Here is a 25,216-nt window from a genome sequence, read left to right on the forward strand (position 1 = left end):
CGTCAGTTCTCCGCGGTCTCGAAGGTGTGGCCGGAGTAGTCGGCGTGGTGCGGGTTCTCCCAGATCACGGTGCCGCCCATGCCGAGGCCGACGCACATGGTCGTCAGGCCGTAGCGCACCTCGGGGTGCTGCTCGAACTGGCGCGCGAGCTGCGTCATGAGGCGCACGCCCGACGACGCGAGCGGGTGGCCCATGGCGATGGCGCCCCCGTACTGGTTGACGCGCTCGTCGTCGTCCGCGATGCCGAAGTGGTCGAGGAACGCGAGCACCTGGACCGCGAACGCCTCGTTGATCTCGAACAGGCCGATGTCGTCGATCGTCAGGCCCGCGGACGCGAGCGCGCGCTCGGTCGCGGGGACCGGCCCGATGCCCATGACCTCGGGGTCGACGCCCGCGTACGCGTACGCGACGAGGCGCATGCGCGCCGGGAGCCCGAGCTCGTCGGCGACGTCGCCCGCGGCGAGCAGGCACGCCGTCGCGCCGTCGGTCAGCGGCGAGGCGTTGCCCGCGGTGACCTTCCCGCCGGGGCGGAACGGGGTCTTGAGGTCGCGGATCGAGTCGACCGTGGTGCCGGGGCGCGGCAGCTCGTCGGCCGTGGCCAGGCCCCACCCGAGCTCGGTCGACCGGGTCGCGACCGGCACGAGGTCGGGGGAGATGTCGCCGTTCGCGAGGGCCTTGGCGTACTTGGCCTGGCTCGCGACGGCGTACGCGTCGGCACGCTCCTTGGTGAGGTGCGGGTACCGGTCGTGCAGGTTCTCGGCCGTCGCGCCCATGACGAGCGCGGAGGAGTCGACGAGGCGCTCGGCGACGAACCGCGGGTTCGGGTCCGACCCCTCGCCCATGGGGTGGTGCCCCATGTGCTCGACACCGCCCGCGACGACGACGTCCTGCGCGCCCACGGCGACGTTCGCCGCGGTGGTCGTGACCGCGGTCATCGCCCCCGCGCACATGCGGTCGATCGCGAAGCCGGGCACCGACTTGGGCAGCCCGGCCAGCACGGCGACGCTGCGGCCGAGGGTGAGGCCCTGGTCGCCGGTCTGCGTGGTCGCGGCGAGCGCGAGCTCGTCGATCCGCTCGACGGGCAGCTCGGGGCGGCGGCGCAGGAGCTCGCGGACCGTCTTCACGGCGAGGTCGTCCGCGCGGGTCTCCGCGTAGATCCCGTCGGGGCGCGCCTTGCCGAACGGGCTACGGACGCCCTCGACGAAGACGACGTCGCGCACGGGGCGTCGGCGCGAGCGCTGGGTAGCCGCCTGGGTGGGTGCCGAGGTGGGAGAGGGGGCCTCGTTGGCCACGGTCATGGCATCTCCATCCGATGCAGATGGTCGGGACGGCGGTGTCCGGAGCGGCACCGCTCGGGGGTCGTACGTGCGATACACGCTACCGCGGGTATCGGGAAAGCACGAGACCGATGCTACGACATGAAGAGACCCGGTATCGCATCGCGCGATACCGGGTCTCTCCGAGGTTCGGGGTGCTCGGGAGCCCGCGTCAGCGGCTCCCGCGGAGCTTGCGCACGACCTTCTTCGCGGTCGGCAAGCCCTTGTTCCACGCGGAGTACCACATCGAGAACGGCACGTCGACGCTGTGCACGAGCTCGTCGTCGTGCTGGGCGAAGCTGCGCTTGAACTCGCTGATCCCGTCGTTGAGCAGACCGTTCATGTCGTACCGGACCAGCCCGGCCTGCTGCGCGAGCGTGATCGCGTGCCACTTCACCGGCGCGTTGGCGCGCAGCTTGCGACCCGCGTCGTTGATCCCGCCGTAGAGCTCGAACGAGGTCGTCGCCGACGACACGCACCACACGAACGACACCGGCGCGCCCTCGGAGAACGCGGCGACGAGCACCGAGTGCTCGCTGAGCTCGCGGTGGATCGCGAGGTAGTACTCGTCGTCGTGCAGCGCGAAGCCCGCGCGCTCGGCGGACTCGTGGTAGACGGCGAGCACCTGACGCACCTCGGCCTCGTCCGTCACGCGACGCACCTCGAGCCCCGTGCGCGCCGCCTTGCGGATGTCGTACCGCGTCGACTTGCCCATGGCCTTCGTCAGCTCGTCCTCGGACTTCGTGAGGTCGAGGATCAGGGTCACCGGGTAGAGGATCGGGTTCGCCGCGGGGCGGGCGTCGGGCAGCGCGAGGTGCGTGCCGACGGGCCAGTCGGGCTCGATCGTCACGCCCACGCCGCCCACCGTCGTCTTGCACCAGGCGACGACGGCGCGGGTCACGGCGTCGCGCGTCGCGTCGTCGCCCACGCCCGGGCCGGCGCCCCAGCCGTCTCCCGCCGGCGCGATGACGGGCCCGCGGGGCACGTGGCACAGCGCCTTGAACTGCGCCGGGAGCGAGCGCACGAGCACCTGCGCCAGGCCGCGGACGCGGCCGTCGCCGTCCACCGCCTCCACGCGGTGCGGGGTCCAGGCGCCCGTGGCCTTGACCTCGCCCCAGCCCCAGAGCTGCAGGGGGTGGCCGCCGAGCTCGTTCACCCGGGCGTCCCAGGAGGCTCGGTCGGTGACTGTCCGGATCGTCAGGTTCGCGTCGTGCACGCGGACGACCCTACCCTCCCGCTACCGCTCGCCGGCGCGCTCGAACGCGTCCGCGAGGGGCTCTGCGACGAGCCCCACCTGCCACTCGCGCGCCCCGCGGCCGCGCAGGAACGCGGCGATCCCGTCCGCGTCGGCCGGCTCCGGTGGCGTCCAGCACAGGCGCCGGAGCGCGTCGGGCTGGAGCACGTTCTCGACCGGCACGGCGTACCGCTCGGCGAGCTCCTGCACGACGGCGCGCGCCGCCTCGAGCCGTGCCGCGGCACCCGGGTCGCGGTCCGCCCACGCGCGCGGGGGCGGCGGGGCGTCGGTGCGCGGTCCGCGCGTGGTCGGCAGGGCGCTCGCGGGCAGGGCGAGCGCGGCGTCGACCGCGCGCTGCCAGTACGCCGCACGGCGGCGCGTGCCCTTGCCCGCGAACGGCGGGAGCTCGACGAGCTGGCCCGCCGTGCGCGGCAGCGCCTCGGCCGCGGCGACGATCGCGCGGTCGGGCAGGACGCGCCCGGGGGCGATGTCTCGCGCCCGGGCGGTCGCATCGCGGGCCTCCCACAGGCTCCGGACGACGGCGAGCCGGCGCGGGTCGCGCAGCGTGTGCGTGCCGGACGTCCGGCGCCACGGCTCGGGCCGCGGGGCGGGCGGTCCCGCGGTGCGCACGGCCTCGAACTCCTGCGCCGCCCATTCCGACTTGCCCGCCTCGTCGAGCCGCTCGCCGAGCGCCCGGCGCAGCGGGACGAGCACCTCGACGTCGAGCGCCGCGTACCGCAGCCAGTCCTCGGGCAGCGGTCGGGTCGACCAGTCCACCGCCGAGTGCTCCTTGGCGAGGCCGAGCCCGAGCACCTCGGCGACCACGGCGGCGAGGCCCACGCGCGCCATCCCCAGCAGGCGGGCCGCGATCTCGGTGTCGAACACGCTGGCCGGGACGATCCCGTGCTCCGCGAGCCCGGGCAGGTCCTGCGACGCCGCGTGCAGGACCCACTCGGCGTCGCCGACCGCCTCGCGCAGCGGCGACAGGTCGGGCACGCCGACGGGGTCGACGAGCGCGGTGCCCGCGCCCTCGCGGCGCACCTGGACGAGGTAGGTGCGCTGGCCGTACCGGTAGCCGGAGGCGCGCTCGGCGTCGGCGGCCACGGGGCCGCTCGCGGCGGCGAAGGCCTCGACGACGCGCGCGAACGCGGCGGGCGTGTCGACGACGGGTCCCAGCCCGTCGGACGGCTCCGTCAGCGGGGTGACGACGGTCGGTGCGCGCTCCGCCCCGGGTGCGGGGTCGAGCGGAGGGGGAGCGGGTGCTGCGGTCGAGCTCATGAGCCCACGGTATTGCGTCGCGCAGGGGGTCGAGCACCGAGGGGGGTCACGCCCTCGGGCAACGGCGGCAGACCGGCGGCCGTGCACAGGAGCTGCGACCACGCCGCGAGGTGGTCGCCGAGGTCCGCCGCGCCGGCGCCCTCCGCGGGCACCGGGGTCCACGACGCGCGCATCTCGAGCTCCACGTCGTTGTGCTTGCCGGCGAGCGCGCCGAAGCTCTGCGACAGGACGCGCGTCACCGTGCCGCCCTCCGCGCGGACGGCCGCACCGGCGTCGTGGAGCGCGTCCTCGAGCCACGTCCACGCGACCTCGGCGAGCATGTCCTCCGCCGCCATCTCCGGCTCCAGCGTCGCGCGCACGAGCGTCACGACGCGGAACCGTCCCTCCCACGCCTCCTGGCCCGCCGGGTCGTAGAGGACGATGAAGCGCCCCGACGCGAGGTCGGGGTCGTCGGAGCGGTCGGCCTCGACCTCGCCCGTGAGCGCGACCGACCACGGCGCGATCCGGCGCGGGGCGGGAACTTCGCGCAGCGTCACCTCGGGTCGCAGCCGCCGCGCGCCGAGGGCGTCGAGGACGGCACGGAACTCCGGGGGAGCGTCGGTCCCGTGAGGGGTGGTCACCCCGGCACAGTACGAGCGGGAGGGGCGGGACGGACGCACGCCGCGCGGGTGTCATCGAATCGTGACCCCGACTTCGTCACGATCCCTGCGGGTGACCGGATCGTGGCACCCCCGGGGCGCGACGGCGCCCGAGGACTAGGCTGGCAGCGTATCCATCCCCGGTGCACCCGGCCGCGCGCCGCGCCCGGCTCGGTTCCGCGCCCTCCCGCGCGCAGCCGTCGTGCGCCGGGACCGACCCCCGAGGAGCAGGGAAGCAGATGTCAGCACGCGCACAGATCGGTGTGACCGGACTCGCCGTCATGGGTCGCAACCTGGCCCGCAACTTCGCCCGGCACGGCTACACGGTCGCGGTGCACAACCGCTCGTACGCCAAGACCGAGTCCCTGATCGCCGAGGCGGGCACCGAGGGCGACTTCGTCCCGTCGGAGTCGATGGCGGACTTCGTGGCCTCGCTCGAGCGCCCGCGCAAGGTCGTCATCATGGTCAAGGCCGGCGCGGCCACCGACGCCGTCATCGACGAGCTCGTGCCGCTGCTCGAGGAGGGCGACATCGTCGTCGACGCCGGCAACGCGCACTTCCCCGACACGATCCGCCGCGAGAAGGCGCTCGCGGCGCTGGGCCTGCACTTCGTGGGCACCGGCGTCTCGGGCGGCGAGGAGGGCGCGCTCAACGGCCCGTCGATCATGCCGGGCGGCACGCGCGAGTCCTACCAGAGCCTCGGCCCCATCCTCGAGGACATCTCGGCGAAGGTCGACGGCGTGCCGTGCTGCACCTACGTCGGGCCCGACGGCGCCGGCCACTTCGTCAAGATGGTGCACAACGGCATCGAGTACGCCGACATGCAGCTCATCGCCGAGGCGTACGACCTGCTCAAGCAGGGGCTCGGCGCGTCCGCGCAGGAGATCGGCGAGATCTTCGCGCAGTGGAACACGGGCGACCTCGAGTCGTTCCTCATCGAGATCACCGCGGACGTGCTCCAGCACGTCGACGCGGAGACCGGCAAGGCGTTCGTCGACGTCGTGCTCGACCAGGCGGAGCAGAAGGGCACCGGCCGCTGGACGGTGCAGAACGGCCTCGACCTCGGCGTGCCGATCACCGGCATCGCCGAGGCGACGTTCGCCCGCGCGCTGTCCGGCTCGGTCCCGCAGCGCGAGGCGGGTCGCGCCGCGCTGCCCGCCGACGCCGCGGCGTGGGACGTGCAGGACCGCGACGCGTTCGTCGAGGACGTGCGTCTCGCGCTCTACGCGTCGAAGGTCGTCGCCTACTCGCAGGGCTTCGACCAGATCGCGGCCGCGTCGGCCGAGTACGGCTGGGACATCGACCGCGGCGCGATGGCCCGCATCTGGCGCGGCGGCTGCATCATCCGGGCGCGCTTCCTCAACCGCATCACCGAGGCGTACGAGCGCGACGCGCAGCTCCCGCTGCTCCTCGCCGACGAGTACTTCACGGGCGCGGTCGGCAACGGCCTCGCGGCGTGGCGTCGCGTCGTGGCCCAGGCCGCCCTGAACGGCGTGCCGACGCCCGCGTTCTCGTCGTCGCTCGCCTACTACGACGGCGTGCGGGCCGAGCGCCTGCCCGCCGCGCTCATCCAGGCGCAGCGCGACTTCTTCGGCGCGCACACCTACCGCCGCGTCGACAAGCCGGGCGTGTTCCACACCGAGTGGTCGGGCGACCGGACCGAGTCCGACGCCTGACGTCCCTCCCGACGTCCCGACGGCGGTCGTCGTGCTCCGGCGCGGCGGCCGCCGTCGTGCGTCCCGGTCCGCACGTCCCTGCGAGTCCGCCGACGTGGCAGGCTAGGCCGCGCGGGCCGCTGCGTCGGCCCCCACACCTGACGCCGGACGACACGGAGAACGATGAGCCGCCACCCGCAGGACGCGACCGCGACGAGGATGCTCGCCGACCGGACGGGCACCGACCCGGCCGACTGGTTCCTCGTCTTCAAGGCCCGCTACGGGATGGAGGTCGTGTTCCGCGCGCTCGCCGAGGCCCGTGGCCCGGGCGACGTGGTCACCCAGGTGTTCACGTGCTCGACGGCGGTCGACCCGGTGCTCGTCGCCGGGCTGCGGCCCGTCTACGCCGAGGTGTCCCCGGCGACGGTCGCGATCGACCCCGAGCGGCTCGCCCTCGGCCCGGCCACGCGGGCGGTCGTGCTGCAGAACACGTTCGGCATCGTCGACGAGCTGGCCGCGCGTCGCCTGCGCGACGCCGCGCGCTCGGTCGGTGCGCTGCTCGTCGAGGACAGCGCGCACTGCGTGGGGCGCCTCGCGCGGGACGCCGACGGCACGCCCGTCGCGGACGTCTCGTTCCACTCGTTCGGCGTCGAGAAGCTGCTGCCCACGCGGTTCGGCGGGGCGGTGTGGGTGAGCCCCGCGCTCGACCCGGCGCTGCGCGCGGCGACGGTGGCGGCGCTCGACGCGCTCCCCGTCGTCGGGAAGCGGCTCGACCTCGCGGCGCGCAGCTTCCGCACGCAGGTGCGCGTGCTCAACCGTCTCCCCGGTGCGGCCGCGGGGAAGGTGCGCGGTGCGCTCACGGCCGTCGGCGCCTACGAGCCGGCGATCGCCCCCGTGGAGAACCGGGGCGGGCTCGCGCACCCGCCGCAGCGGCCGTCCGCGTGGGTGGTGGACCGCATGGTCGACGCGCTGCGCTCCAGCGGCGACACCGAGGCACGGCGCGCCGACACGGTCGCGGAGTACGTGCGCGGGCTCTCCGACGTCGTCGAGGTGCCGGCGGGGATCGGGGAGCGCGCGCCGCTCGTGCGGTTCCCGTTCTTCGCGCCCGACGCCGCGACCGCCGACCGCCTGGTCGCCGAGCTCACGGCCGCCGGGTTCTACGTCGGGAAGTGGTACCGGCCGGCGCTGTTCCCAGGCCCGGACGACCCCGCGGTGTACGGGTACACGCCGGGCGACCCCGGGCTCGCGACGACGGAGGACCTCGTCGCGCGCGTCGTGAACCTCCCGACCACGGTCGGCGTCGCGACGGCGCGCCGCGTCGTCGAGGCCGTCCGGTCCGCCCTGGGCGCCTGAGCCCCACGACCAGGCGGTCCACGTCGGCCGACCAGGTGGTCCCGGCGCGTCCGCGACACCGGACGAGCCGGGACCACCTGGTCGGCGCAGGACCTCCCGGGGCTACGCCGACGGGCGCGAGCGCGCGAACTTCACGTAGTCGAGCGTGTGGCGCAGGTCCACGCGCCACACGTCGAGGCGGCGGCGCAGGCTGCGGTCGGGTGCGTACCGCAGGGTGTGCCACACGCCGTGCTTGCGTGCCTTCTTCACGCGGTGGCGCAGCGACACCGGCACGAGCGCCCGGACGACCGGGTAGGGCACGTTGACCCACAGGCGCGCGTTCGACGTGACCTGCTCGGGCAGCTCGCGCCCGTACACGAGGTCCTCGACGTAGCAGCGCGCGAGGTTGCCGCCCGCGGCCATCGTGTAGAAGCTCGCCGCGCCCTGGCGCAGGTTGACCTCGAGGATCTTGCTCGTGCCGGTGCGTCGGTCGTACATGACGTCGAGGTTGGCGGCGCCGACGTAGCCGAGGCTGTCGAGCAGGTGCCGGATCGACTCCGTGAGCCGGTCGTCCTTCATCGTCACGACGGCGTTGTAGTTCCCGACGAGCTTCGGGTCGTACTCGCCGAGCACGATCTGGGCCGCCGACAGGAACCGCAGGCGGCCGTGGCGGTCGGAGTACGTGTTGACCACGCGCATGACCGACTCGTCGCCCGCGAGGTACTCCTGGACGATGAGGTCGTCCGTGTACCCCGCGGCGTAGATGCGGCGGCCGACGTCGCGCAGCTCCGCCGCGTCCTGGACCAGGTACACCTTCTTCTTGCCCTCGAACCGCAGGCGCGGGTAGGTGTCGGTGTCGGCCGGCTTGAGGATGAGCGGGTACGGGAAGGGGAGGTCCTCCCCGAAGCCGGGGGCGTCGACGTCGGCCGCCGTGGCGATCACCGTCTCCGGGTGCGGCACGCCGAGCTCCGCGCACGTGCGCGCGAAGTCCGTCTTGTTCATGAGGCGCGCGGCCAGCTCCTCGCCGACGAGCGGGATGACGTAGAGGTCCTCGAGCTCGGCCCGGTGGGCGATCACGACGTTCGTGTAGAACTCGATGTTCGCGATGAGCAGGCGCTTGCGGCCCGGGAACTCCTCCGCGAGCTCTCGCAGGACCGCGACGATGCGCTCGGGGTCGTCGAAGTCCCGGTAGGTGCGCACGTCGACGATGCGGGAGTCCGCCGTCTCGCGCAGGGGGAAGCGGCCCAGGGCCAGCGTGCGGACGCCGTACGCCTCGTGCAACGACCTCGCGATGTTGTAGGTGTTGAGGTTGGTCCCCAGGACGATGGGGAGGAACTCGGCGTTGCCGTACGTCATCGCGGAGGGTCGTCCGTTTCTCTTCGGGTCGGCGGGCGTCCGCCATCCTACGGTCCGCGCGGCCCGCGCCCCGGGACGCGGGAGCCGTAGGATCCACGGGTGACGTCGCGACCGGACCAGGACCACGCCCAGCCCCTCGTCGGAGTGCTCGGGGGTGTCGGGCCGCTCGCCACGGCCTACTTCCTCCAGCTCCTCGTCGCGCTCACGGAGGCCGAGCGCGACCAGGACCACGTCGACGCCGTCGTGCTCAACCACGCGACGATCCCCGACCGCACAGACTTCATCCTCGGGCGGTCCGACGCCGACCCCGGCCCGGTGCTCGCGCGGGACGCGGAGCGGCTCGAGCGCTTCGGCGCGGACTTCCTCGTCATGCCGTGCAACACCGCGCACTACTTCACGCAGCAGGTGCTCGACGCGATCAGCGTCCCGTTCGTGTCCATCATCGACACGACGGTCGACGCGGCACGGGCGCGGGTCGACGACCTGCGCGCGGTCGGCCTGCTCGCCACGGCGGGGACCGCGGCGTCGGGCGTGTACCAGGACGCGTTCGCACGCCACGGCGTCGAGGCGCTCGTGCCCGACGACGCCGACCAGGCGCTCGTCTCGCGGATCATCTACGAGCAGGTGAAGGCGGGGCGGCCCGTCGACATCGAGACGTTCCGGGCCGTCGCGGGCCGGCTCGTCGAGCGCGGGGCCCAGGTGATCGTGCTGGGCTGCACGGAGCTGTCCGTGGTCGCCGTCGACCACGACCTGCTCGCCGACCCGCTCTACCTGGACTCGACCGACCAGCTCGCCCGCGCGACGATCCGCCGCGCCGGGCACCGCGTCCGCGGGGCATGACCCCGCGGCTCCGACGACCGCCGGGCCGGCCGGTGCGCTCGTCGGCCCGACGAGCGGCGGGTCAGCCCAGCTCGCTCGTGCCCGAGTAGAGGTGCAGCACGGGGACGTGCAGCTCCTCGCGCGCGCGGGAGGCCCAGTCGGTGTGGAACGTGTCCTCGACCGCGTGCGGGTAGGTCACGACGACGATCTCGCGCGCCCCGCCGGAGGCGACGGCCGTGCGCAGCGCCGGCAGCGGGTCGTCGTCGACGACCACGCCGTCTGCCTCGCGGCCCGCCGCGCGGAGCTCGGCCACGCTGCGCTCGAGCTGCTCGCTCGCCTCCGCCTTGGCCGTCGTGGGCGAGGGCTCGCGGCCCAGGACCTCGTCCCACGCCTCCTTGAGCTCGCCCACGCTGAGGTGGTCGATGATCCCCGAGATGACGTTGCGCTCGGTGTCCGCCGGGACCAGCACCCGGTAGGCGAGCTGCTCGTCCTGGTGCAGCGACAGGATGTGCTGCACGTCGGCCGGGTTGAGCGTGTCTTCGGTCAGGACGAGGATCGTGTCGGTCACGCGGGTCAGCCTAGCGGGAGGAGCCAGCGCGCGGCGGTCGTACCGGCGGGCGACCCGGGCCGGTCCTCGGGGGCGTACAGCAGGTGCCCGAGGCGCGCCCCACGGGGGAGCGCCGTCGTCGCCGCCGGTCTCGCGGCACCGGCGACGATCCGGGTCGGGCCGGGCCCCACGAGGGTCGGGGTGGTCGTGACGCACAGCTCGTCGACGAGGTCCGCGGCGAGGAGGTCCGCCAGCAGCGACGGGCCACCCTCGGCGAGGACGCGCGTCAGGCCGCGCCCGGCGAGCGCGGCGAGTCCTGCGGCGAGGTCGAGCGCGTCGCCCGGCTCGCGCGTGTCGTCGGCCGCGTCCTGCCCGACGACGAGCACCCGGTCCGCGGGCACGTCCCCCCGGGCCGTGGCCGCCCCGGCGGGACCGGTCAGCACGAACGGCGGGCGGTCCGTCCCGGTGAGCGTCGGGGGCACGCGGCCGCTCCGGCTGACGACGGCGAGCTCGAGCGGGGCGTCGTGCAGGTGCCGCAGCCCGCGGGGCCGGTCGAGCGGCGTGTACGCCTCCGCGCGCGCGGTGCCCGCCCCGACGAGCACCACGTCCGCCAGCGCCCGCAGGACCCGGAACACGCGCCAGTCCGCGTCGTCGTTGATCGACCCCGACCGCTCGTCGGGACCCCACGCCGCGCCGTCGACGCTCGCGACCATGTTCGCCCGGACGACGCTCGCCCCGCGGACCGGGGTCCCGTAGGCGTAGAGCGCGGCGAGCCGGTCCTCGCGCGGGTCGGGCGGGAGGTGCTCCGCAGCGGGCAGGAGCACGTCGAGCGCGGGGAGGTCGGTGCGCCCGGCGACGGGCGGACCCGGCCCCTCGGGCGGGGTGGTGGTCGAGGTCACAGCGGCCAGGCTAGCCGCAGGCGTAGGCTGGATCCTCGTGACTGCGCCCGCCTCCGGTGGTTCCTCGGCCCCGGCAGCCCTCCCCGGCACCGCCCGCGCGTCGGCCTCCTCGCCGACCCCCGGCCAGCCCGGGCCCGTCCGTGCCCTCGCCGACGTCCGGCCCTCCGTGCCCCCGGCCCGGCTCCTCGCCGACCTCGTGCCCCCGCGGCACTTCGCCGACGCGCGCTTCTCGACCTACCGCGCCAACCCCGCCTACCCGAGCCAGGCGCGCACCGTCGCGCGGCTCGAGGAGGTCGCGGCCGCCGTCGTGAAGCCCGCGCGCAAGGGCCTGTTCGGCGCCCGGAAGCAGACCGCGCCCGCGGTGTACATGGACGGCGGGTTCGGCGTCGGCAAGACCCACCTGCTCACCTCCCTCGCGCACGCGGTGGGACTCGACGTCAGCGCGTACGGCACGTTCGTCGAGTACACGAACCTCGTCGGCGCGCTCGGCTTCCGGGCGACCGTGGACGCGCTCGCCACGAAGAAGCTCGTGTGCATCGACGAGTTCGAGCTCGACGACCCGGGTGACACCGTCCTCATGTCCCGGCTCCTGCGCGAGCTCGCGGACCGTGGCGTCGCGCTGGCCGCGACGTCGAACACGCTCCCCGAGGCGCTCGGCGAGGGCCGCTTCGCCGCCGAGGACTTCCTGCGCGAGATCCAGGCGCTCGCGGCCCGGTTCGAGGTGCTGCGCGTCGACGGCGAGGACTACCGGCACCGTGCGGTCGTCACGGACTCCGCGCCGCTGCCCGAGGCCGACGTGCGGACGGCCGTCACGGGCCGGCCCGGCGCGACCCTCGACGCGTTCGACGACCTGCTCGCGCACCTGTCGCAGGTCCACCCCAGCCGGTACCGGGCGCTGCTCGACGGCGTCGAGGTCGTCGCGCTCACGGGCGTGCACCCCGTCACCGAGCAGTCCGCGGCGCTGCGCCTCGTCGTGCTCGTCGACCGCCTCTACGACCGCGACGTGCCCGTGCTCCTCGCCGGGACCGGCGCGTACACGGGGGAGCGGAGCCTGTTCACCGAGGAGATGCTGCGCGGCGGGTACCGCAAGAAGTACTACCGCGCGCTGTCGCGGCTCGGCGCGCTCGCGGAGGACGGCCGCACGGTCGCGCGCGGCGCGGCCTGAGCGTCACGTCGCCGCGAGGCGCGCCTTCTCGACCGCGACGTCGAAGTCGGCCGGGGGCCACCCGAGGTCGAGGCCGCGCAGCGCGTCGAGCAGGAGCTCGCTCACCGCGAGGCGCGCGAACCACTTCCGGTCGGCCGGGACCACGTGCCACGGCGCGACGTCGGTGCTCGTCCGGTCGAGGACGGCCTGGTACGCCTCCTGGTAGGCGGGCCACTTCTGGCGCGAGTCGACGTCGTTCGGGTTGTACTTCCAGAACTTGTCCGGGCGCTCGAGCCGTTCCATGAGCCGCGCGCGCTGCTCCTCGTAGGAGACGAGCAGCGCGACCTTGACGATCGTCGTGCCCGCCGCGGCGACCTCGGCCTCGAAGCGGTTGATCTCGTCGTAGCGCGCCTCCCAGACCTCGGGCGGCACGAGCGCGTCGACGCGCGCGACGAGCACGTCCTCGTAGTGCGACCGGTCGAAGACGCCGATGTACCCGGGCTCCGGCAGGGCGCGCCGGATCCGCCACAGGAAGTCGTGCCGCCGCTCTTCGGGCGTCGGCACCCCGAACGAGCGGTGCGCGACACCCTGCGGGTCGACGAGCCCGACGACGTGCCGCACGATCCCGCCCTTGCCCGCCGTGTCCATGCCCTGCAGCACGAGGAGCACCGACCGCGACCCGCCCGATCGGCCCTCGGCGAACAGGCGCTCCTGCAGCTCGGACAGCTCGTCCGCGTGCTGTGCCACGAGGGCCTTCCCGGCGTCCTTGTCGCCGGTGAACCCCGGCGTCGACGCGCGGTCGAACGTCGCGAGGTCGAAGCCCTCTGGCACCCGGAGCGCCTGCGCCGGCGGCACCTCCCAGGCGCTCTCGGCGCCCCGGTCGCGCGCGGCCTTCGTCTTCGTCGTCGTCGCCATGGGCGCGAGCGTAGTCACACCCGCGACAGCACGGCGACCGAACGCGCGGGCAGGTCGACGTGGTGCCGGCCCGCCCGCGTCGCCGGGTCCCAGGCGGCGAGCACGCGCGGCGTGCCGCCGAGGGCGAGCCGCAGCCGCCGCGAGGAGTCCCCGAGGTTCACCGCGACCGCGACGGTGCGTCGGTCCACGACGAACGCGGGCCCGCCGTGCGGGGCGGCGCCCGTCGTCGGCTCCTCGCCCGACGCGTCGTCGTCCGCGCCGCCCGGCCCGTGGACGCGCACGAGCGAGAGGTCGCCCGAGCGCACGTCGGGCCGTGACCGCAGGGTCACGAGGTCCCGGTACCAGGCGAGCAGCCGGGCGTGCTCGCCCCGCTCCCGCTCGGACCAGTCGAGCACGCTCGCGTCCCGCGTCGAGCGCGCCTGCGGGTCGGGCACGGGGTCGCCGCCGCCCCACCCGTGGTCGGCGAACTCGGCCGCGCGGCCCGCGCGGACCGCCTCCGCGAGCTCCGGCTCGGCGTGGTCCGTGAAGAACTGCCACGGGGTCGACGCGCCCCACTCCTCGCCCATGAACAGCAGCGGCGTGAACGGCGACACGAGCACGAGCGCCGCGGCCGTCGCGAGGCCGCCGCCGTCGAGCGTGGCCGACGTCCGGTCGCCCTGCGCGCGGTTGCCCACCTGGTCGTGGTTCTGCGAGCTCACGACGAACGCGTGGCCGTCGGTCCCGGCCGGGACCGGCTGCCCCCAGTCGCGTCCCCGGAACGTCGAGTACGTGCCGTCGTGCACGAACACGCCCGTGAGCGCCTTGCGCAGCACCGCGACCGACCCGAAGTCGACGTAGTAGCCCTGCCGCTCCCCGGTCAGCAGCGCGTGCACGGCGTGGTGGACGTCGTCCGCCCACTGGGCGCGCATCCCGCGCCCGCCCTGCTCCACGCCCGTCACGGTCGCCGGGTCGTTCTCGTCCGACTCGGCGACGAGCGTCAGCGGCCGCCCGAGCTCCTGCTCCACGCGCTCCACCCGCCGCGCGAGCTCCGCGAGGAGGTGCGTGGGGGAGTCGTCGACGAGCGCGTGCACCGCGTCGAGCCGCAGCGCGTCCACGTGGAACTCGACGAACCAGCGCTCGGCGTTGTCGATCACCCACTCGCGCACCTCCCGGCTGCCCGGGCGGTCGAGGTTCACGGCCGAGCCCCACGGGGTCGTGTGCGCGTCCGTGAAGTACGGGCCGAACTCCGGCAGGTAGTTCCCCGACGGGCCGAGGTGGTTGTAGACGACGTCGAGCACCACCGCGAGCCCCCGGGCGTGCGCGGCGTCCACGAACCGCTGGAGCGCGCGCGGGCCGCCGTACGGCTCGTGCACGGCGTACAGGTGCACGCCGTCGTAGCCCCAGCCCCGCTCGCCGCCGAACGCCGCGACCGGCAGGAGCTCGACCGCGCCGACGCCCAGCTCGACCAGGTGGTCGAGCCGGTCGATCGCCGCGTCGAGCGTGCCCTGCGGCGTGAACGTCCCGACGTGGAGCTCGTAGATCACCTCGCCGCGCACGTCGCGGCCGGACCACGCGGCGTCCGTCCACGCGAACGCCGGGTCGAACGTGCGGCTCGGGCCGTGCACGCCGTACGGCTGCCACGGGCTGCGCGGGTCCGGACGGCCCGGGCCCCCGTCGACCGAGTACCCGTAGTCCGTGCCCCACGGCAGCTCGTGGTCGTAGCCCCACCAGCCCGGCACGTGCGCCCCCACGAGGCGCAGCGGGAGGCGCTCGGCGCCGTCGAACGTGCCCGCGCCCTGCTCCGGCAGGAGCAGCTCGACGCTGCGCGCCGTCGGCGCCCACACGATCGGCCGGGGCCCCGGCACGGCGAGCAGAGGCGTGGCCTGCGGTGCGGGGACGCGCGGGGGCGGGACGGGGGTGCCTGCCGTCATGGCGCGCCGCCCTCGCCCGTCGCGGCGGTGCCCGCGGGGGAGCCCGGCGCGACGAGGAGCGCGACCGGCAGGTCGGCGAGCAGGTCCGCGACCCGGACGGTCCCGGCCGGGTGCTCGCGCCCGCTGAGCACGTCGACCCACGTGCCCGTGCCCGCGGGGAGCGCGACGACGTGGTCGCGCCACCCGCCGAGGCGGTCGACCGTCCCGGCGAGCCGGGTCGCCACCGTGACGACGTGCGCGACGGCCGCCTCGTCCGTGCGCTCGCCACCGGACGCTTGGTCGGGCGCGGCCCCACCGGCGGAGTTACCGGCCGGTGCGGTGCGCGCGAACGCGAGCGCGCACGGCGTCGACGACGCGACGGGCGCGTACCCGGCCCCGGTGCCGACGAACGCGGCGGCGAGGGCCCGGCGCACGCGCAGGGCGCGTGCCGTGACGAGCAGCTTCTCGTCGGCGAGCGTCCGTGGGGGCGCTCCGCCGTCGAGCCGCGCGAGGCGCTCGGTGAGGTCGTCGACGTCCACGGGGCGGCGGTTGTCCGGGTCGACGAGCGTGGGCGCGTACGACTCGGCGCCCTGGTAGACGTCCGCGACGCCCGGGGCCGTGAGCCGCGTGAGCGTGATCCCGAGGCTCGCGGCGCGCAGCTCCTCGCGGTGCTCGCGCGCCCACCGGGCGAACGCCCCGGTGACGGCCGGGTCGGCGAGCGCGCGCCGCGCGAGCTCGGCGACGGCCTCCTCGTACGCCTCGTCGGGGCTCGTCCACGACGTCGCGACCTTCGCCTCGCGCAGCGCCTTGCGCAGGTAGTCGACGAGCCGGTCGGGCGCGATCGCGGCGTCCGACGTGCCGGCGGGCGCGTCGTCCGACGTGACCACGTCGGGGAGCCACGTCCCGGCGACGGTCTGCCACAGCAGGTTCTCGGCGAGACCGTCGACGAGGACACCGCGGTAGGGGGCGGTCGCCGCGCGCACCTCCTCCACGAGGCGCGACCACGCACCCGCGTCCTCGGACAGCACGCCGAGGGCCGCACGCGTGTCCTCGCCACGCTTGGTGTCGTGCGTCGACCCCGCCGTGAGGGCGTGCGGGGTGAGGGCGGCGAACCGCTGCGCGAACGCGTGCCAGTCGTGCACGCCGAGGCTGAACCGGTCCGGCTCGCCCCCGACCTCGCACAGGCTCACGAGCTCGGTCCAGCGGTAGAACGCCGTGTCCTCGACGCCCTTCGCCGTCACGGCGCCGCACACCTGCTGGAAGCGCACGACGAGCTCGTCGCGGCGCGCCTCGCGCCGCCGTCCCGCGCTCCCGACCTCGCGGCCGAGCACGAGGTCCACGACGACGGCGAGCGTCTCCGCGCGCTGCGGGTCGAGCCGTGCGCGGGCGCGCTCGGCCGCCTCCTCGACGGCCCGGACCGCCTCGTGCCGCGGCGGGGTGCCCGGCACCACGTACGCCCGGTAGCGGTCGAACGCGACGAGCAGCTCGCGCAGGCACTGGTGCAGGCCGCGCCACGTGTGGTCGCGCAGGCGCGGGTCGTCGTGGCAGACGGCGGCCGCCAGGTCCGTGAGCCGGTGCACCTCCGCGTAGAGAGGCCCGGCGACGACCTCGCGCTTCGCCTCCTCGACGAGCGCACCGAGACCGCCCGGTGCCGCGCCCGTGAGGCGCGTCATCACGGCGTCGAGGCCCGACCGGCCGCCCGGGTCGACGAAGAGCTGCTGCAACCGCCACGCGACGTCGTAGCCCGTCGTCCCCACGGTCGCCCAGTCGGGCGGCACCTGCTCCTCGCCCGCGAGGATCTTCTCGACGACGACCCACGCGCCGTCGGTGCGGTCCGCGAGGCGCTGCAGGTACTGCGCCGGGTCCGCGAGACCGTCGGGGTGGTCGATGCGCAGGCCGTCGACGACCCCGGACGTGACGAGGTCGAGCACGAGCGCGTGCGTCGCGTCGAACACCTCCTCGTCCTCGACCCGGACCGCGACGAGCGAACCGACGTCGAAGAAGCGGCGGTAGTTGAGCTCCTCGTCGCCCACGCGCCAGTAGGCCAGGCGGTAGTGCTGGCGCTCGACGAGCTCCGCGAGCGGGAGGTCCTCGGTCCCGGCGCGGACGGGGAACACGTGGTCGTAGTAGCGCAGGACGCGGCGGGGGCCGGGCGTGCCCGGGACCTCGACCTCGTCCAGCACGATCTCGCCCGCCGCGAGCACGTCGCCGAGGCGCGCGCCGAGGACGGGCATGAGGACCGCGCCCTCGCCCGCGGACCAGTCGACGTCGAACCACCGGGCGTACGGCGAGGCGGAGCCGTCCTCGAGCACGGACCACAGCGCGCGGTTGTGCCACGCGGGCGTGGGGACCGCCATGTGGTTCGGGACGACGTCGAGCACCATCCCGAGGCCCGCGCCGCGGGCCGCCGCCGCGAGCCGTCCGAGGCCCTCGCGCCCGCCGAGCTCGGCGCTGATCCGCGCGTGGTCGACGACGTCGTACCCGTGGGTCGACCCGGGCGCCGCCTGGAGCACGGGCGAGAGGTAGAGGTGCGTCACGCCGAGCGTCGCGAGGTACGGCACCTGGCGCGCGGCGTCGTCGAACGTGAGGTCGGGGCCGAGCTGCAGCCGGTACGTCGAGACCGGGACGCGGGGCGGCGCGCCGGGCGTGCCGCCGGGGGAGACGGCGGTCATCGCAGCGGCGGGCGGGTCAGGACGACGACGCTGCGGCCCGTCACGGACACGGTCTCCCCGGGCTGCAGCACCTCGCCGACGTCGACCGTGCCGTCGGTGTCCAGCACGACGTCCCAGCTCTGCCCGTACGCCGCCGGCGGCACCGTGAAGTCCAGCGCGTCGGAGTGCGCGTTGAGCAGCAGCAGGAACGAGTCGTCGACGATGGGCTCGCCCCGGCGGTCCTGCTCGGGGATCGCGTCGCCGTTGAGGAACACCATGACGGTGCGGGCGTAGGCGTGGTCCCAGTCCTGCTGGTCCATGCGCGAGCCGGTGATGTCGAGCCACTCGATGTCCGGCAGGTCGTCGGGACCCTCGGGCGTGCCCGGCTCCGCGCCGTCCTGCCGGCCCACGAAGAACCGCCGACGGTGCAGCACCGGGTGGTCGCGGCGCAGCCAGACGACGCGGCGCGCGAAGTCGAGGAGTGCGGCCCGCTCGTCGTCGAGGCCCTCCTCGCCGCCCCAGTCCATCCAGGTGATCTCGTTGTCCTGGCAGTAGCCGTTGTTGTTGCCGCGCTGCGTGCGGGCGATCTCGTCGCCGTGCGCGAGCATGGGCACGCCCTGCGAGAGCAGCAGCGTGGCGAGGAAGTTCCGCCGCTGGCGAGCGCGCAGCGCCCGCACGTCGGGGTCGTCCGTCGGGCCCTCGACCCCGCAGTTCCAGGACCGGTTGTGGCTCTCGCCGTCGTTGTTGTCCTCGCCGTTCGCCTCGTTGTGCTTCTCGTTGTACGACACGAGGTCGTTGAGCGTGAAGCCGTCGTGCGCGGTGACGAAGTTGATCGACGCGATGGGCTTGCGCCCGCCGTGCTCGTAGAGGTCGGACGAGCCCGTGAGCCGGCTCGCGAACTCGGGCAGCGTCGAGGGCTCGCCGCGCCAGAAGTCGCGCACCGTGTCGCGGTAGCGCCCGTTCCACTCCGTCCACAGGGGCGGGAAGCCGCCCACCTGGTAGCCGCCGTCGCCGAGGTCCCACGGCTCGGCGATGAGCTTGACCTGGGAGATGACCGGGTCCTGCTGCACGATGTCGAAGAACGCCGAGAGGCGGTCGACCTCGTGGAACTGGCGCGCGAGCGTGGCCGCGAGGTCGAAGCGGAAGCCGTCGACGTGCATCTCGGTGACCCAGTAGCGCAGCGAGTCCATGATGAGCTGGAGCACGTGCGGCGAGCGCATGAGCAGCGAGTTGCCCGTGCCGGTCGTGTCGAAGTAGTGCGCCTCGTCGCCGTCCACGAGCCGGTAGTAGGCCTTGTTGTCGATGCCGCGGAAGCTCAGCGTCGGACCGAGGTGGTTGCCCTCGGCGGTGTGGTTGTAGACCACGTCGAGGATGACCTCGATGCCCGCCTCGTGCAGCGCCTTGACCATGGTCTTGAACTCCATGACCTGCTGCCCGCGCGTCCCGTAGGCCGCGTACCCGTTGTGGGGCGCGAAGAACCCGATGGTGTTGTAGCCCCAGTAGTTCGACAGCCCCTTCTCGACGAGCGTGGGGTCGTTGACGAACTGGTGCACGGGCATGAGCTCGACCGCGGTGACGCCCAGCGTCACGAGGTGCTCGATGACGGCCGGGTGCGCCATGCCCGCGTAGGTGCCGCGCAGCTCGTCCGGGACGTCCGGGTGGAGCATCGTCATGCCCTTGACGTGCGCCTCGTAGACGACGCTGTCGTGGTAGTCCCGGTTCGGCGGGCGGTCGTGGCCCCAGTCGAAGAAGGGGTTGATGACGACGGACATCATCGTGTGCCCGGCCGAGTCGTCGTCGTTGAGCGGGGGAGCCGGCGGGGGCGCGTCGTCGTCCTCGCCCTCGGCGGGCTCGTCGGCCCGCGCGACCTCGTCCGCGTCGGCGAACCGGTACGAGAACAGCGACTCGTCGCCGTCGATCTGTCCCTCGATCGCCTTCGCGTACGGGTCGAGCAGGAGCTTCGCCGGGTTGCAGCGGTGGCCGTTCGCGGGGTCGTAGGGGCCGTGCACGCGGTAGCCGTACCGCGTGCCGGGGCCCTTGCCGGGGAGGTAGACGTGCCAGACGTGCGCGTCGATCTCCTCGACGTCGACGCGGGTCTCGTTGCCGTCGTCGTCGAAGAGGCAGAGCTCGACGCGCTCCGCGATCTCGGAGAACAGCGCGAAGTTGGTCCCCGTGCCGTCGTACGTGGCACCGAGGGGGTAGGGGTGGCCTGGCCAGGTCTGCATGCCCCTGAGGATGTCACGGGGTCCTGTTCGCTGTCGTCGCAGGAGACCCCTCGGTGACGCGATCGATCTCGGCCGGGTTCTCGGGCCGCCCGCGCCACCAGTAATAGTGTGCCAAGCGGCGGTCGTGTCTGTGGTCGCCGCCGGCGGACGACGCACCGACCAGCCCGGAGGCGGACGGCCGTGCATCGTGAGACCGGACCTGGTAGACCCGTGCCATGAGCACCCACGCACACCACCGCGACGACCTCAACCAGTCCGACATCGCGTCCGCCCGGCTCTCCCCGCGCCGCGAGGACGAGGGGGAGGCGTCGGGCGACGTGCTCACCGGCGGAGACGCGACGAAGGCGCCGCAGTCGCTCTCGGAGAACGAGCGTCGGCCCATCGACGGCGCGTCCTCGGGTACGTCCTGGGACGACCCCGACGAGCTCTAGCTCGTCGTCACGACGGCGGGCGCGTCAGTCGACGCGCGGCAGGCGGTCGGCGTCGACCGCGATGAGCCGCGGCATCCCCGCGGGGGCGACGGCGCTGAGGGCGAGGTAGCGCGCCTCGGCCCGGTGCAGGCGGATGTGCTCGTCGACGGTCCAGTCGGGACCGTTGGTGAGCGGCATGCCGCACGAGCAGTCGATGGTCACGCGCCCGGCCGCGTCCTCGCGGACCTGCCCGATCGTCACGTGCGCCGACCGCGCGTCCGCCTTGGCCCGGCGCATGCTCGCGCTCACGGGCTCGGGCCGGGCGGCCTGGGGCGGGGGCGAGGAGGGTGCGTCGGTCACGGGTTCCGAGCCTAGACGTTGCCGGGTCCTTGCCGCACCCGCCGTGGCGGGGCGCCTCAGTGCGTGTGCGCGATCCCCAGCGCGTGCGCCCGCTCGTGCTCGCGCTCGGCCGCCTCGCGCGCGGCGATGCGCGCACGGACCTCCTCGCGGCGCAGGGGCGGGACCGTCGTCGGCGGGTTGCGACGCTCGGGCAGCTCGCCGAGCAGGCGCGCGACGACCGCCGTCACCTCGTCGACCGCGCGCTCGAACGGCTCCTCGGTCGCGGCGCTCGTGCGCTGGATGCCCGTGACCTTCCGGACGAACTGGCGCGCGGCCGCCTCGATCTCCTCATCGGTCGCGGGCGGCTCGAGGCCGCGCAGGGTCGTGATGTTCCGGCACATGCCTCGACGCTACGTGCGTGTGAGGAGCGCCACAAGGGCGACCGGGGTCAGGCGAGACGGGCGGTCACCGCGAGGTCCTCGCCCACCTCGACCCGCACGTCCGCCACGCGCACCCCCGGCGGCAGGTCGGCCGCGAGGTCGACGTGGCGCCCCTCCACCTTCGCCAGCTCGCCGCGCGCCACCACGAGCAGCGCCGCGACGACGGGGTTGCGGCTCGACAGCTCGAGGTCGCGGACGGTGAGCACCATGCGCGCGTCGACCTCGGCGGTCCCGGTCGCGCGCACGCTCGCCGAGAGCAGCCCCTTGCGCACGCGGGCGAACGCCTGGAGCGACACCGTGCGCGGGCCCGTCGCGACGAGGTCGACGTCGAGCGAGGCCAGCGTGAGGCCGATGTTCTGCAGCTCGGTGGCGACGATCCTCCGCGCGGTCGCGAGGACCGCCTCGCGCGGGGCCGAGACGCGGACGTGCCCTCCCAGGGGTGCGGAGTCGTCGGGCTCCACGCCCTCGACGGCGAGCGAGCCGTCGGCGCCCTCGACCCAGCGGAAGCGCAGCCCGTCGACCTCGGCCGTGACGTCCACCGGGACGTCGTCCACGAGGAGCGGGTGCGCGTCCACCCGGAGCCGTCGCACCACCGCGTCCTCGCGCGAGCGGACGTGCTCGACGTCGACCGTCGGGGAGGCGCTGCCCCCGGCCGAGGACGCCGGGCGGTCCGCCCCGACGCGGACCCGGACGCCCGTGACGTCGACGTCGAGGCGGGCGACGTCGGGGCCGTCGAGCTCGGCGTCGAGCCGGACGGCCGTCGCGCCCTCGACCTCGGGGCCCAGCGTGCCGAGGACGGCAGGCCGCAGGCGCGCGAGCAGCTCGGGTGCGGTCGTGGGACGCGGGGCCGCGCCGAGCGGCAGGACGTCGTGGGCGGGGCGCTGGTCGGGCATGCGCCGAGAGTAGACGACGAAGGCCGCCCCGGCGCCGGGACGGCCTTCTCATGGTGGGCGATACTGGGATCGAACCAGTGACCTCTTCCGTGTCAGGGAAGCGCGCTACCGCTGCGCCAATCGCCCGGGTGCTGCATACGAGGTGGAGATGGGATTCGAACCCACGTATACGGCTTTGCAGGCCGCTGCCTCGCCTCTCGGCCACTCCACCTTGAGACGCGTCCTCTCATGCTCCCGGGGGAGCAGGCCAGAGAGTGGGCCTCCGAGCGGATGACGGGACTCGAACCCGCGACCCTCACCTTGGCAAGGTGATGCTCTACCAACTGAGCCACATCCGCGCGGCCGATCCGTCGAGAACTCTCACGAGCCCCGTGGTGATCGGCGCGAAGCACATACTAGCCGACTTCCGCCCGGACCCGTGCATCCGGTCCAGGTGATGGTCGGCGCGAGAGAGGCCGCTCCGGACGGTGCCGGGGCGGCCTCTCTCGTCGTGCTCGTGGGCGATACTGGGATCGAACCAGTGACCTCTTCCGTGTCAGGGAAGCGCGCTACCGCTGCGCCAATCGCCCCAGAGGGGTGGTGCTGTTGCGAGGTGGAGATGGGATTCGAACCCACGTATACGGCTTTGCAGGCCGCTGCCTCGCCTCTCGGCCACTCCACCGCGACCTGCCCTCCGCCACCACGAGGGCGGCAGGAGGGTGGGCCTCCGAGCGGATGACGGGACTCGAACCCGCGACCCTCACCTTGGCAAGGTGATGCTCTACCAACTGAGCCACATCCGCGCGGCCGGACCCTGGAGCTTCGGGGAGCGTTTCCCCCGGCCCTCCGGCGTTCCGGCGCGTCCCAGACATTAGTCCACGTTCGCGTCCGGCGTCCAACCGGCTCCACCGAGCCTCCAGCCGCTGCTCGGCGGTCGGGGTCCGGGCGGAGGGTGCGCCCTGGGTAGCGTGGTCCCGTGCCAGGACCTGGGAGAACGCCCGCGCCAGGGCTCGCTCGCTTCGCCGGGCGTGCCGCGACCGGCGTGCTGGAGTCGGTCGACCTCCGGCGCGAGCCGGAGCGGCTGGCCGACGACGGGCCGTGGTTCGTGGTCGCCGACTTCGACGGCCCCGGCCGGGGCGGCAGGGCGCGCGCGTGGCGGTTCGCCGAGCGGCTCGACCCGTCGGACCTCGACGCCGCCACACACGCGGGAGCAGAGCTCGACACGTGGCACGGGCCCGATCCGTCCGCGTGGTGCAGCTCGCTGGACCGGGCCGGCTACGAGGCCGCCGTCGCGCGCGTGCGCGACGAGGTCCGGGAGGGCGAGGTCTACCAGGCGAACGTCTGCCGCGTGCTGGCCGCTCCGCTCGTCGGGCCGGACGGCGGCGAGCCCGACGCCCTGGCCCTGGCGCGTCGTCTCGCCCGGGGCAACCCCGCTCCCTACGGGGGCGTCCTGCACGTGCCGGCGGCGTCCGGCGTCGACCCGGTGTGGGTCGTCAGCGCGTCGCCCGAGCTGTACCTCCGGGTCGCGGAGGGCGCGGTGGCGTCCGGGCCCATCAAGGGCACCGCCCCGACGCCCGGGGGGCTCACGGCCAAGGACCGGGCCGAGAACGTGATGATCACCGACCTCGTGCGCAACGACCTCCAGCGCGTGTGCGACCCGGGGACCGTCGAGGTCACCGACCTGCTCGCGGTCGAGCAGCACCCCGGCCTCGCCCACCTCGTGAGCACCGTGACGGGACGCCTGCGCGCCGGTCTCGCGGGGTCCGCCGCGCTGTGGCCCGCGCTGCTCGAGGCCACCTTCCCCCCGGCGTCCGTGTCCGGGGCGCCCAAGTCGTCCGCGCTGCGGATCATCGACGCGCTGGAACCCGTGCCGCGCGGGCCCTACTGCGGCGCGATCGGCTGGGTCGACGGGGACGAGGCCGTGCTCGCCGTCGGGATCCGGACGTTCTGGTGGACCGCCGGCGTCCTGCGCTTCGGCACCGGCGCCGGGATCACCTGGGGGAGCGACCCCGCGCGCGAGTGGGAGGAGACGGAGCTCAAGGCGCACCGCCTCGTCGGCCTCGCCTCGGGCACACTGGAGCCATGAGCACCCCTGCCGCCACGACACCGACGTCCGCGAGCCCCACCGAGAACCTCGTGATCTGGGCCGACGGGCGCCTCGTGGCACCCGGCGAGGTCGCGCTCAGCGCGGTCGACCACGGCGTGACGGTCGGCGACGGCGTGTTCGAGACGTGCGCCGTGTTCGACGGCCGCGCCTTCGCGCTCACGCGCCACCTGCGCCGGCTCGCGCGGTCCGCCGCCGGGCTCGGCCTGGACGCGCCGGACGAGCGACGCGTGCTCGACGGCGTCGAGGCCGTGCTCGCCGAGGCGGACGCGCGCACGCGCGCCGGTGCCGGGCCGGTGGGCCGGCTGCGCATCACGGTGACGGCCGGCGTCGGCCCGCTCGGGTCCGGGCGCACCCCCGGCGAGCAGACCGTCGTCGTCGCGGTCGGTCCCGCGGTCATCCACCCCGCCGGCCGCGCGGTGCGGTCGCCCTGGACCCGGAACGAGCGCTCCGCCGTCGCGGGGCTCAAGACGACGTCGTACGCGGAGAACGTCGTGGCGCTCGCCGACGCCGTGGGCAAGGGCGGCGACGAGGCGCTCCTCGCGAACACGGCCGGCGACCTGTGCGAGGGCACGGGGGCGAACGTCTTCGTCGAGCGCGGGGGCGAGCTCGTCACCCCGCCGCTGTCCTCGGGCTGCCTCGCGGGCATCACGCGCGAGCTGCTCCTCGAGTGGGCAGCGGAGGACGGTCTGCCCGCGCGCGAGGCGCGCCCCGGCGAGCTCCCGTTCACCGTGCTCGACGAGGTGACCGCGGGGGAGTCGGCGCTGCTGCTCACCGGCTCCGTGCGCAACGTCCAGCCGGTGACCTGGCTCGACGGCGCGGAGGTGGCCGCGGGGGAGCTCTCCGTGGCGGCGCGGGACCTGTTCGAGCGGCGTCGTGGCGAGCGTCTCGACCCGTGACGGCGGCCGGTTTTTCGATCCGGTCCGTTTCAGGCTAGTATCGACCACGCACTCGGGCGATTGGCGCAGTGGTAGCGCGCTTCGTTCACACCGAAGAGGTCACTGGTTCGAACCCAGTATCGCCCACCGAGCAGAGGCCGTCCCCGCACCCGCGGAGGCGGCCTCTTTCGTGTCTCTGGTGCGGCGACGACTCGGGGATCCGCCTCGGTGACGCCCAGTCGGCCCGGAGTTCCGCGGGGGCACCCGGTGCGGTC

21 protein-coding genes and 7 tRNA genes are annotated in these 25,216 nt (G+C 74.6%); 8 read left to right on the forward strand and 20 right to left on the reverse strand.

Annotation, left to right across the window (positions count from 1 at the left end; all coding sequences use genetic code 11):
* Nucleotides 1-2 precede the first annotated feature (2 nt).
* The 4 genes from ACZ4MO_RS07575 to ACZ4MO_RS07590 all read right to left on the reverse strand — a co-directional run bounded on the left by ACZ4MO_RS07575 (nucleotide 3) and on the right by ACZ4MO_RS07590 (nucleotide 4,448).
* Nucleotides 3-1,298 carry a thiolase family protein gene (locus tag ACZ4MO_RS07575; RefSeq protein ID WP_051028501.1) on the reverse strand — a complete coding sequence of 432 codons (1,296 nt, stop codon included), beginning with the start codon at nucleotides 1,296-1,298 and terminating at the stop codon, nucleotides 3-5.
* Nucleotides 1,299-1,488: 190 nt separating this feature from the next.
* On the reverse strand, nucleotides 1,489-2,532 hold the full coding sequence (locus ACZ4MO_RS07580; RefSeq protein ID WP_255437139.1) for a lipid II:glycine glycyltransferase FemX: 1,044 nt from the start codon (nucleotides 2,530-2,532) through the stop codon (nucleotides 1,489-1,491).
* Nucleotides 2,533-2,553: 21 nt separating this feature from the next.
* On the reverse strand, nucleotides 2,554-3,828 hold the full coding sequence (locus ACZ4MO_RS07585; RefSeq protein WP_175008627.1) for an HRDC domain-containing protein: 1,275 nt from the start codon (nucleotides 3,826-3,828) through the stop codon (nucleotides 2,554-2,556).
* Nucleotides 3,825-4,448 (reverse strand): DUF3000 domain-containing protein, encoded by a 624-nt coding sequence (locus ACZ4MO_RS07590; protein WP_074806118.1) that lies wholly within the window; start codon nucleotides 4,446-4,448, stop codon nucleotides 3,825-3,827. The genes ACZ4MO_RS07585 and ACZ4MO_RS07590 overlap by 4 nt, the downstream gene beginning before the upstream one ends.
* A gap of 257 nt (nucleotides 4,449-4,705) precedes the next feature.
* On the opposite strand from ACZ4MO_RS07590, the gene gnd reads away from it, so the two are divergent.
* Both gnd and ACZ4MO_RS07600 read left to right on the forward strand, forming a co-directional pair.
* A complete protein-coding gene (gene gnd / locus ACZ4MO_RS07595) occupies nucleotides 4,706-6,142 on the forward strand; it encodes an NADP-dependent phosphogluconate dehydrogenase (protein WP_061268192.1) in 1,437 nt (478 codons plus the stop codon).
* 162 nt (nucleotides 6,143-6,304) lie between these two features.
* Complete coding sequence (locus tag ACZ4MO_RS07600) at nucleotides 6,305-7,474, forward strand: DegT/DnrJ/EryC1/StrS family aminotransferase (RefSeq protein ID WP_175008626.1); 1,170 nt, start codon at nucleotides 6,305-6,307, stop codon at nucleotides 7,472-7,474.
* Nucleotides 7,475-7,576: 102 nt separating this feature from the next.
* On the opposite strand, the gene ACZ4MO_RS07605 is transcribed toward ACZ4MO_RS07600, so the two are convergent.
* A complete protein-coding gene (locus ACZ4MO_RS07605; RefSeq protein WP_175008625.1) occupies nucleotides 7,577-8,809 on the reverse strand; it encodes an ATP-grasp domain-containing protein in 1,233 nt (410 codons plus the stop codon).
* A gap of 99 nt (nucleotides 8,810-8,908) precedes the next feature.
* Between ACZ4MO_RS07605 and cuyB the strand changes: the two genes are divergently transcribed.
* The gene (gene cuyB, locus ACZ4MO_RS07610; RefSeq protein WP_175008624.1) at nucleotides 8,909-9,649 is read left to right on the forward strand and encodes a cysteate racemase; all 741 of its coding nucleotides are present in this window, start codon (nucleotides 8,909-8,911) and stop codon (nucleotides 9,647-9,649) included.
* A 61-nt stretch (nucleotides 9,650-9,710) separates the two neighbouring features.
* Here the strand turns inward: cuyB and ACZ4MO_RS07615 are convergent, their stop codons facing one another.
* Both ACZ4MO_RS07615 and ACZ4MO_RS07620 read right to left on the reverse strand, forming a co-directional pair.
* Nucleotides 9,711-10,196 (reverse strand): hypothetical protein, encoded by a 486-nt coding sequence (locus tag ACZ4MO_RS07615; protein ID WP_175008623.1) that lies wholly within the window; start codon nucleotides 10,194-10,196, stop codon nucleotides 9,711-9,713.
* Between the two features lie 5 nt (nucleotides 10,197-10,201).
* Complete coding sequence (locus ACZ4MO_RS07620) at nucleotides 10,202-11,074, reverse strand: dihydrofolate reductase family protein (RefSeq protein WP_222592374.1); 873 nt, start codon at nucleotides 11,072-11,074, stop codon at nucleotides 10,202-10,204.
* Between the two features lie 37 nt (nucleotides 11,075-11,111).
* Here ACZ4MO_RS07620 and zapE point away from each other — a divergent pair, with 37 nt between their 5' ends.
* On the forward strand, nucleotides 11,112-12,239 hold the full coding sequence (gene zapE, locus ACZ4MO_RS07625) for a cell division protein ZapE (RefSeq protein ID WP_222592373.1): 1,128 nt from the start codon (nucleotides 11,112-11,114) through the stop codon (nucleotides 12,237-12,239).
* Nucleotides 12,240-12,242: 3 nt separating this feature from the next.
* Here the strand turns inward: zapE and ACZ4MO_RS07630 are convergent, their stop codons facing one another.
* The 4 genes from ACZ4MO_RS07630 to glgX are packed head-to-tail and all read right to left on the reverse strand — an operon-like array spanning nucleotide 12,243 to nucleotide 19,898.
* Entirely contained in the window at nucleotides 12,243-13,133 is an 891-nt protein-coding gene (locus ACZ4MO_RS07630; RefSeq protein ID WP_175008622.1) for a PPK2 family polyphosphate kinase, read from the reverse strand.
* Nucleotides 13,134-13,147: 14 nt separating this feature from the next.
* On the reverse strand, nucleotides 13,148-15,043 hold the full coding sequence (gene treZ / locus ACZ4MO_RS07635; protein WP_175008621.1) for a malto-oligosyltrehalose trehalohydrolase: 1,896 nt from the start codon (nucleotides 15,041-15,043) through the stop codon (nucleotides 13,148-13,150).
* Nucleotides 15,040-17,694 carry a malto-oligosyltrehalose synthase gene (gene treY, locus ACZ4MO_RS07640; RefSeq protein ID WP_175008620.1) on the reverse strand — a complete coding sequence of 885 codons (2,655 nt, stop codon included), beginning with the start codon at nucleotides 17,692-17,694 and terminating at the stop codon, nucleotides 15,040-15,042. The genes treZ and treY overlap by 4 nt, the downstream gene beginning before the upstream one ends.
* Nucleotides 17,691-19,898 (reverse strand): glycogen debranching protein GlgX, encoded by a 2,208-nt coding sequence (gene glgX / locus ACZ4MO_RS07645; protein WP_175008619.1) that lies wholly within the window; start codon nucleotides 19,896-19,898, stop codon nucleotides 17,691-17,693. Before glgX ends, treY begins: the two co-directional genes overlap by 4 nt.
* 215 nt (nucleotides 19,899-20,113) lie before the next feature.
* Here glgX and ACZ4MO_RS07650 point away from each other — a divergent pair, with 215 nt between their 5' ends.
* A complete protein-coding gene (locus tag ACZ4MO_RS07650) occupies nucleotides 20,114-20,329 on the forward strand; it encodes a hypothetical protein (protein WP_074806138.1) in 216 nt (71 codons plus the stop codon).
* A gap of 24 nt (nucleotides 20,330-20,353) precedes the next feature.
* Here ACZ4MO_RS07650 and ACZ4MO_RS07655 read toward each other — a convergent pair whose 3' ends face one another.
* The 9 genes from ACZ4MO_RS07655 to ACZ4MO_RS07695 all read right to left on the reverse strand — a co-directional run bounded on the left by ACZ4MO_RS07655 (nucleotide 20,354) and on the right by ACZ4MO_RS07695 (nucleotide 22,762).
* Nucleotides 20,354-20,668 carry a hypothetical protein gene (locus ACZ4MO_RS07655; RefSeq protein ID WP_342779548.1) on the reverse strand — a complete coding sequence of 105 codons (315 nt, stop codon included), beginning with the start codon at nucleotides 20,666-20,668 and terminating at the stop codon, nucleotides 20,354-20,356.
* A 56-nt stretch (nucleotides 20,669-20,724) separates the two neighbouring features.
* Nucleotides 20,725-21,048, reverse strand: coding sequence for a DUF2277 domain-containing protein (locus tag ACZ4MO_RS07660; protein ID WP_175008618.1), 324 nt, complete (start codon nucleotides 21,046-21,048; stop codon nucleotides 20,725-20,727).
* A gap of 47 nt (nucleotides 21,049-21,095) precedes the next feature.
* Entirely contained in the window at nucleotides 21,096-21,980 is an 885-nt protein-coding gene (locus tag ACZ4MO_RS07665; protein WP_114553557.1) for a serine/threonine-protein kinase, read from the reverse strand.
* Between the two features lie 51 nt (nucleotides 21,981-22,031).
* Nucleotides 22,032-22,106 (reverse strand) — tRNA-Val (locus ACZ4MO_RS07670).
* Nucleotides 22,107-22,120: 14 nt separating this feature from the next.
* Nucleotides 22,121-22,191, reverse strand: a tRNA-Cys gene (locus ACZ4MO_RS07675).
* Between the two features lie 54 nt (nucleotides 22,192-22,245).
* Nucleotides 22,246-22,318, reverse strand: a tRNA-Gly gene (locus tag ACZ4MO_RS07680).
* A gap of 159 nt (nucleotides 22,319-22,477) precedes the next feature.
* Nucleotides 22,478-22,549, reverse strand: a tRNA-Val gene (locus ACZ4MO_RS07685).
* A gap of 21 nt (nucleotides 22,550-22,570) precedes the next feature.
* Nucleotides 22,571-22,641 (reverse strand) — tRNA-Cys (locus ACZ4MO_RS07690).
* A 48-nt stretch (nucleotides 22,642-22,689) separates the two neighbouring features.
* A tRNA-Gly gene (locus ACZ4MO_RS07695) sits at nucleotides 22,690-22,762 on the reverse strand.
* 173 nt (nucleotides 22,763-22,935) lie between these two features.
* Between ACZ4MO_RS07695 and ACZ4MO_RS07700 the strand changes: the two genes are divergently transcribed.
* The 3 genes from ACZ4MO_RS07700 (at nucleotide 22,936) to ACZ4MO_RS07710 (ending at nucleotide 25,088) form a co-directional block, all read left to right on the forward strand.
* Nucleotides 22,936-24,045, forward strand: a complete 1,110-nt coding sequence (locus ACZ4MO_RS07700; protein WP_175008617.1) for a chorismate-binding protein — start codon at nucleotides 22,936-22,938, stop codon at nucleotides 24,043-24,045.
* On the forward strand, nucleotides 24,042-24,962 hold the full coding sequence (locus ACZ4MO_RS07705; RefSeq protein WP_175008616.1) for an aminotransferase class IV: 921 nt from the start codon (nucleotides 24,042-24,044) through the stop codon (nucleotides 24,960-24,962). Before ACZ4MO_RS07700 ends, ACZ4MO_RS07705 begins: the two co-directional genes overlap by 4 nt.
* 54 nt (nucleotides 24,963-25,016) lie before the next feature.
* A tRNA-Val gene (locus ACZ4MO_RS07710) sits at nucleotides 25,017-25,088 on the forward strand.
* Nucleotides 25,089-25,216 lie beyond the last annotated feature (128 nt).

The organism is Sphaerisporangium cinnabarinum (genome assembly GCF_055567015.1).

Coding starts and splice junctions, on each gene's coding strand:
- ACZ4MO_RS07575 (WP_051028501.1), bottom strand. CDS start 1,298: ATGACCGTGGCCAACGAGGCCCCCTCTCCCACCTCGGCACCCACCCAG.
- ACZ4MO_RS07585 (WP_175008627.1), bottom strand. CDS start 3,828: ATGAGCTCGACCGCAGCACCCGCTCCCCCTCCGCTCGACCCCGCACCC.
- gnd (WP_061268192.1), top strand. CDS start 4,706: ATGTCAGCACGCGCACAGATCGGTGTGACCGGACTCGCCGTCATGGGT.
- ACZ4MO_RS07600 (WP_175008626.1), top strand. CDS start 6,305: ATGAGCCGCCACCCGCAGGACGCGACCGCGACGAGGATGCTCGCCGAC.
- ACZ4MO_RS07605 (WP_175008625.1), bottom strand. CDS start 8,809: ATGACGTACGGCAACGCCGAGTTCCTCCCCATCGTCCTGGGGACCAAC.
- ACZ4MO_RS07630 (WP_175008622.1), bottom strand. CDS start 13,133: ATGGCGACGACGACGAAGACGAAGGCCGCGCGCGACCGGGGCGCCGAG.
- treZ (WP_175008621.1), bottom strand. CDS start 15,043: ATGACGGCAGGCACCCCCGTCCCGCCCCCGCGCGTCCCCGCACCGCAG.
- treY (WP_175008620.1), bottom strand. CDS start 17,694: ATGACCGCCGTCTCCCCCGGCGGCACGCCCGGCGCGCCGCCCCGCGTC.
- glgX (WP_175008619.1), bottom strand. CDS start 19,898: ATGCAGACCTGGCCAGGCCACCCCTACCCCCTCGGTGCCACGTACGAC.
- ACZ4MO_RS07650 (WP_074806138.1), top strand. CDS start 20,114: ATGAGCACCCACGCACACCACCGCGACGACCTCAACCAGTCCGACATC.
- ACZ4MO_RS07660 (WP_175008618.1), bottom strand. CDS start 21,048: ATGTGCCGGAACATCACGACCCTGCGCGGCCTCGAGCCGCCCGCGACC.
- ACZ4MO_RS07665 (WP_114553557.1), bottom strand. CDS start 21,980: ATGCCCGACCAGCGCCCCGCCCACGACGTCCTGCCGCTCGGCGCGGCC.
- ACZ4MO_RS07705 (WP_175008616.1), top strand. CDS start 24,042: ATGAGCACCCCTGCCGCCACGACACCGACGTCCGCGAGCCCCACCGAG.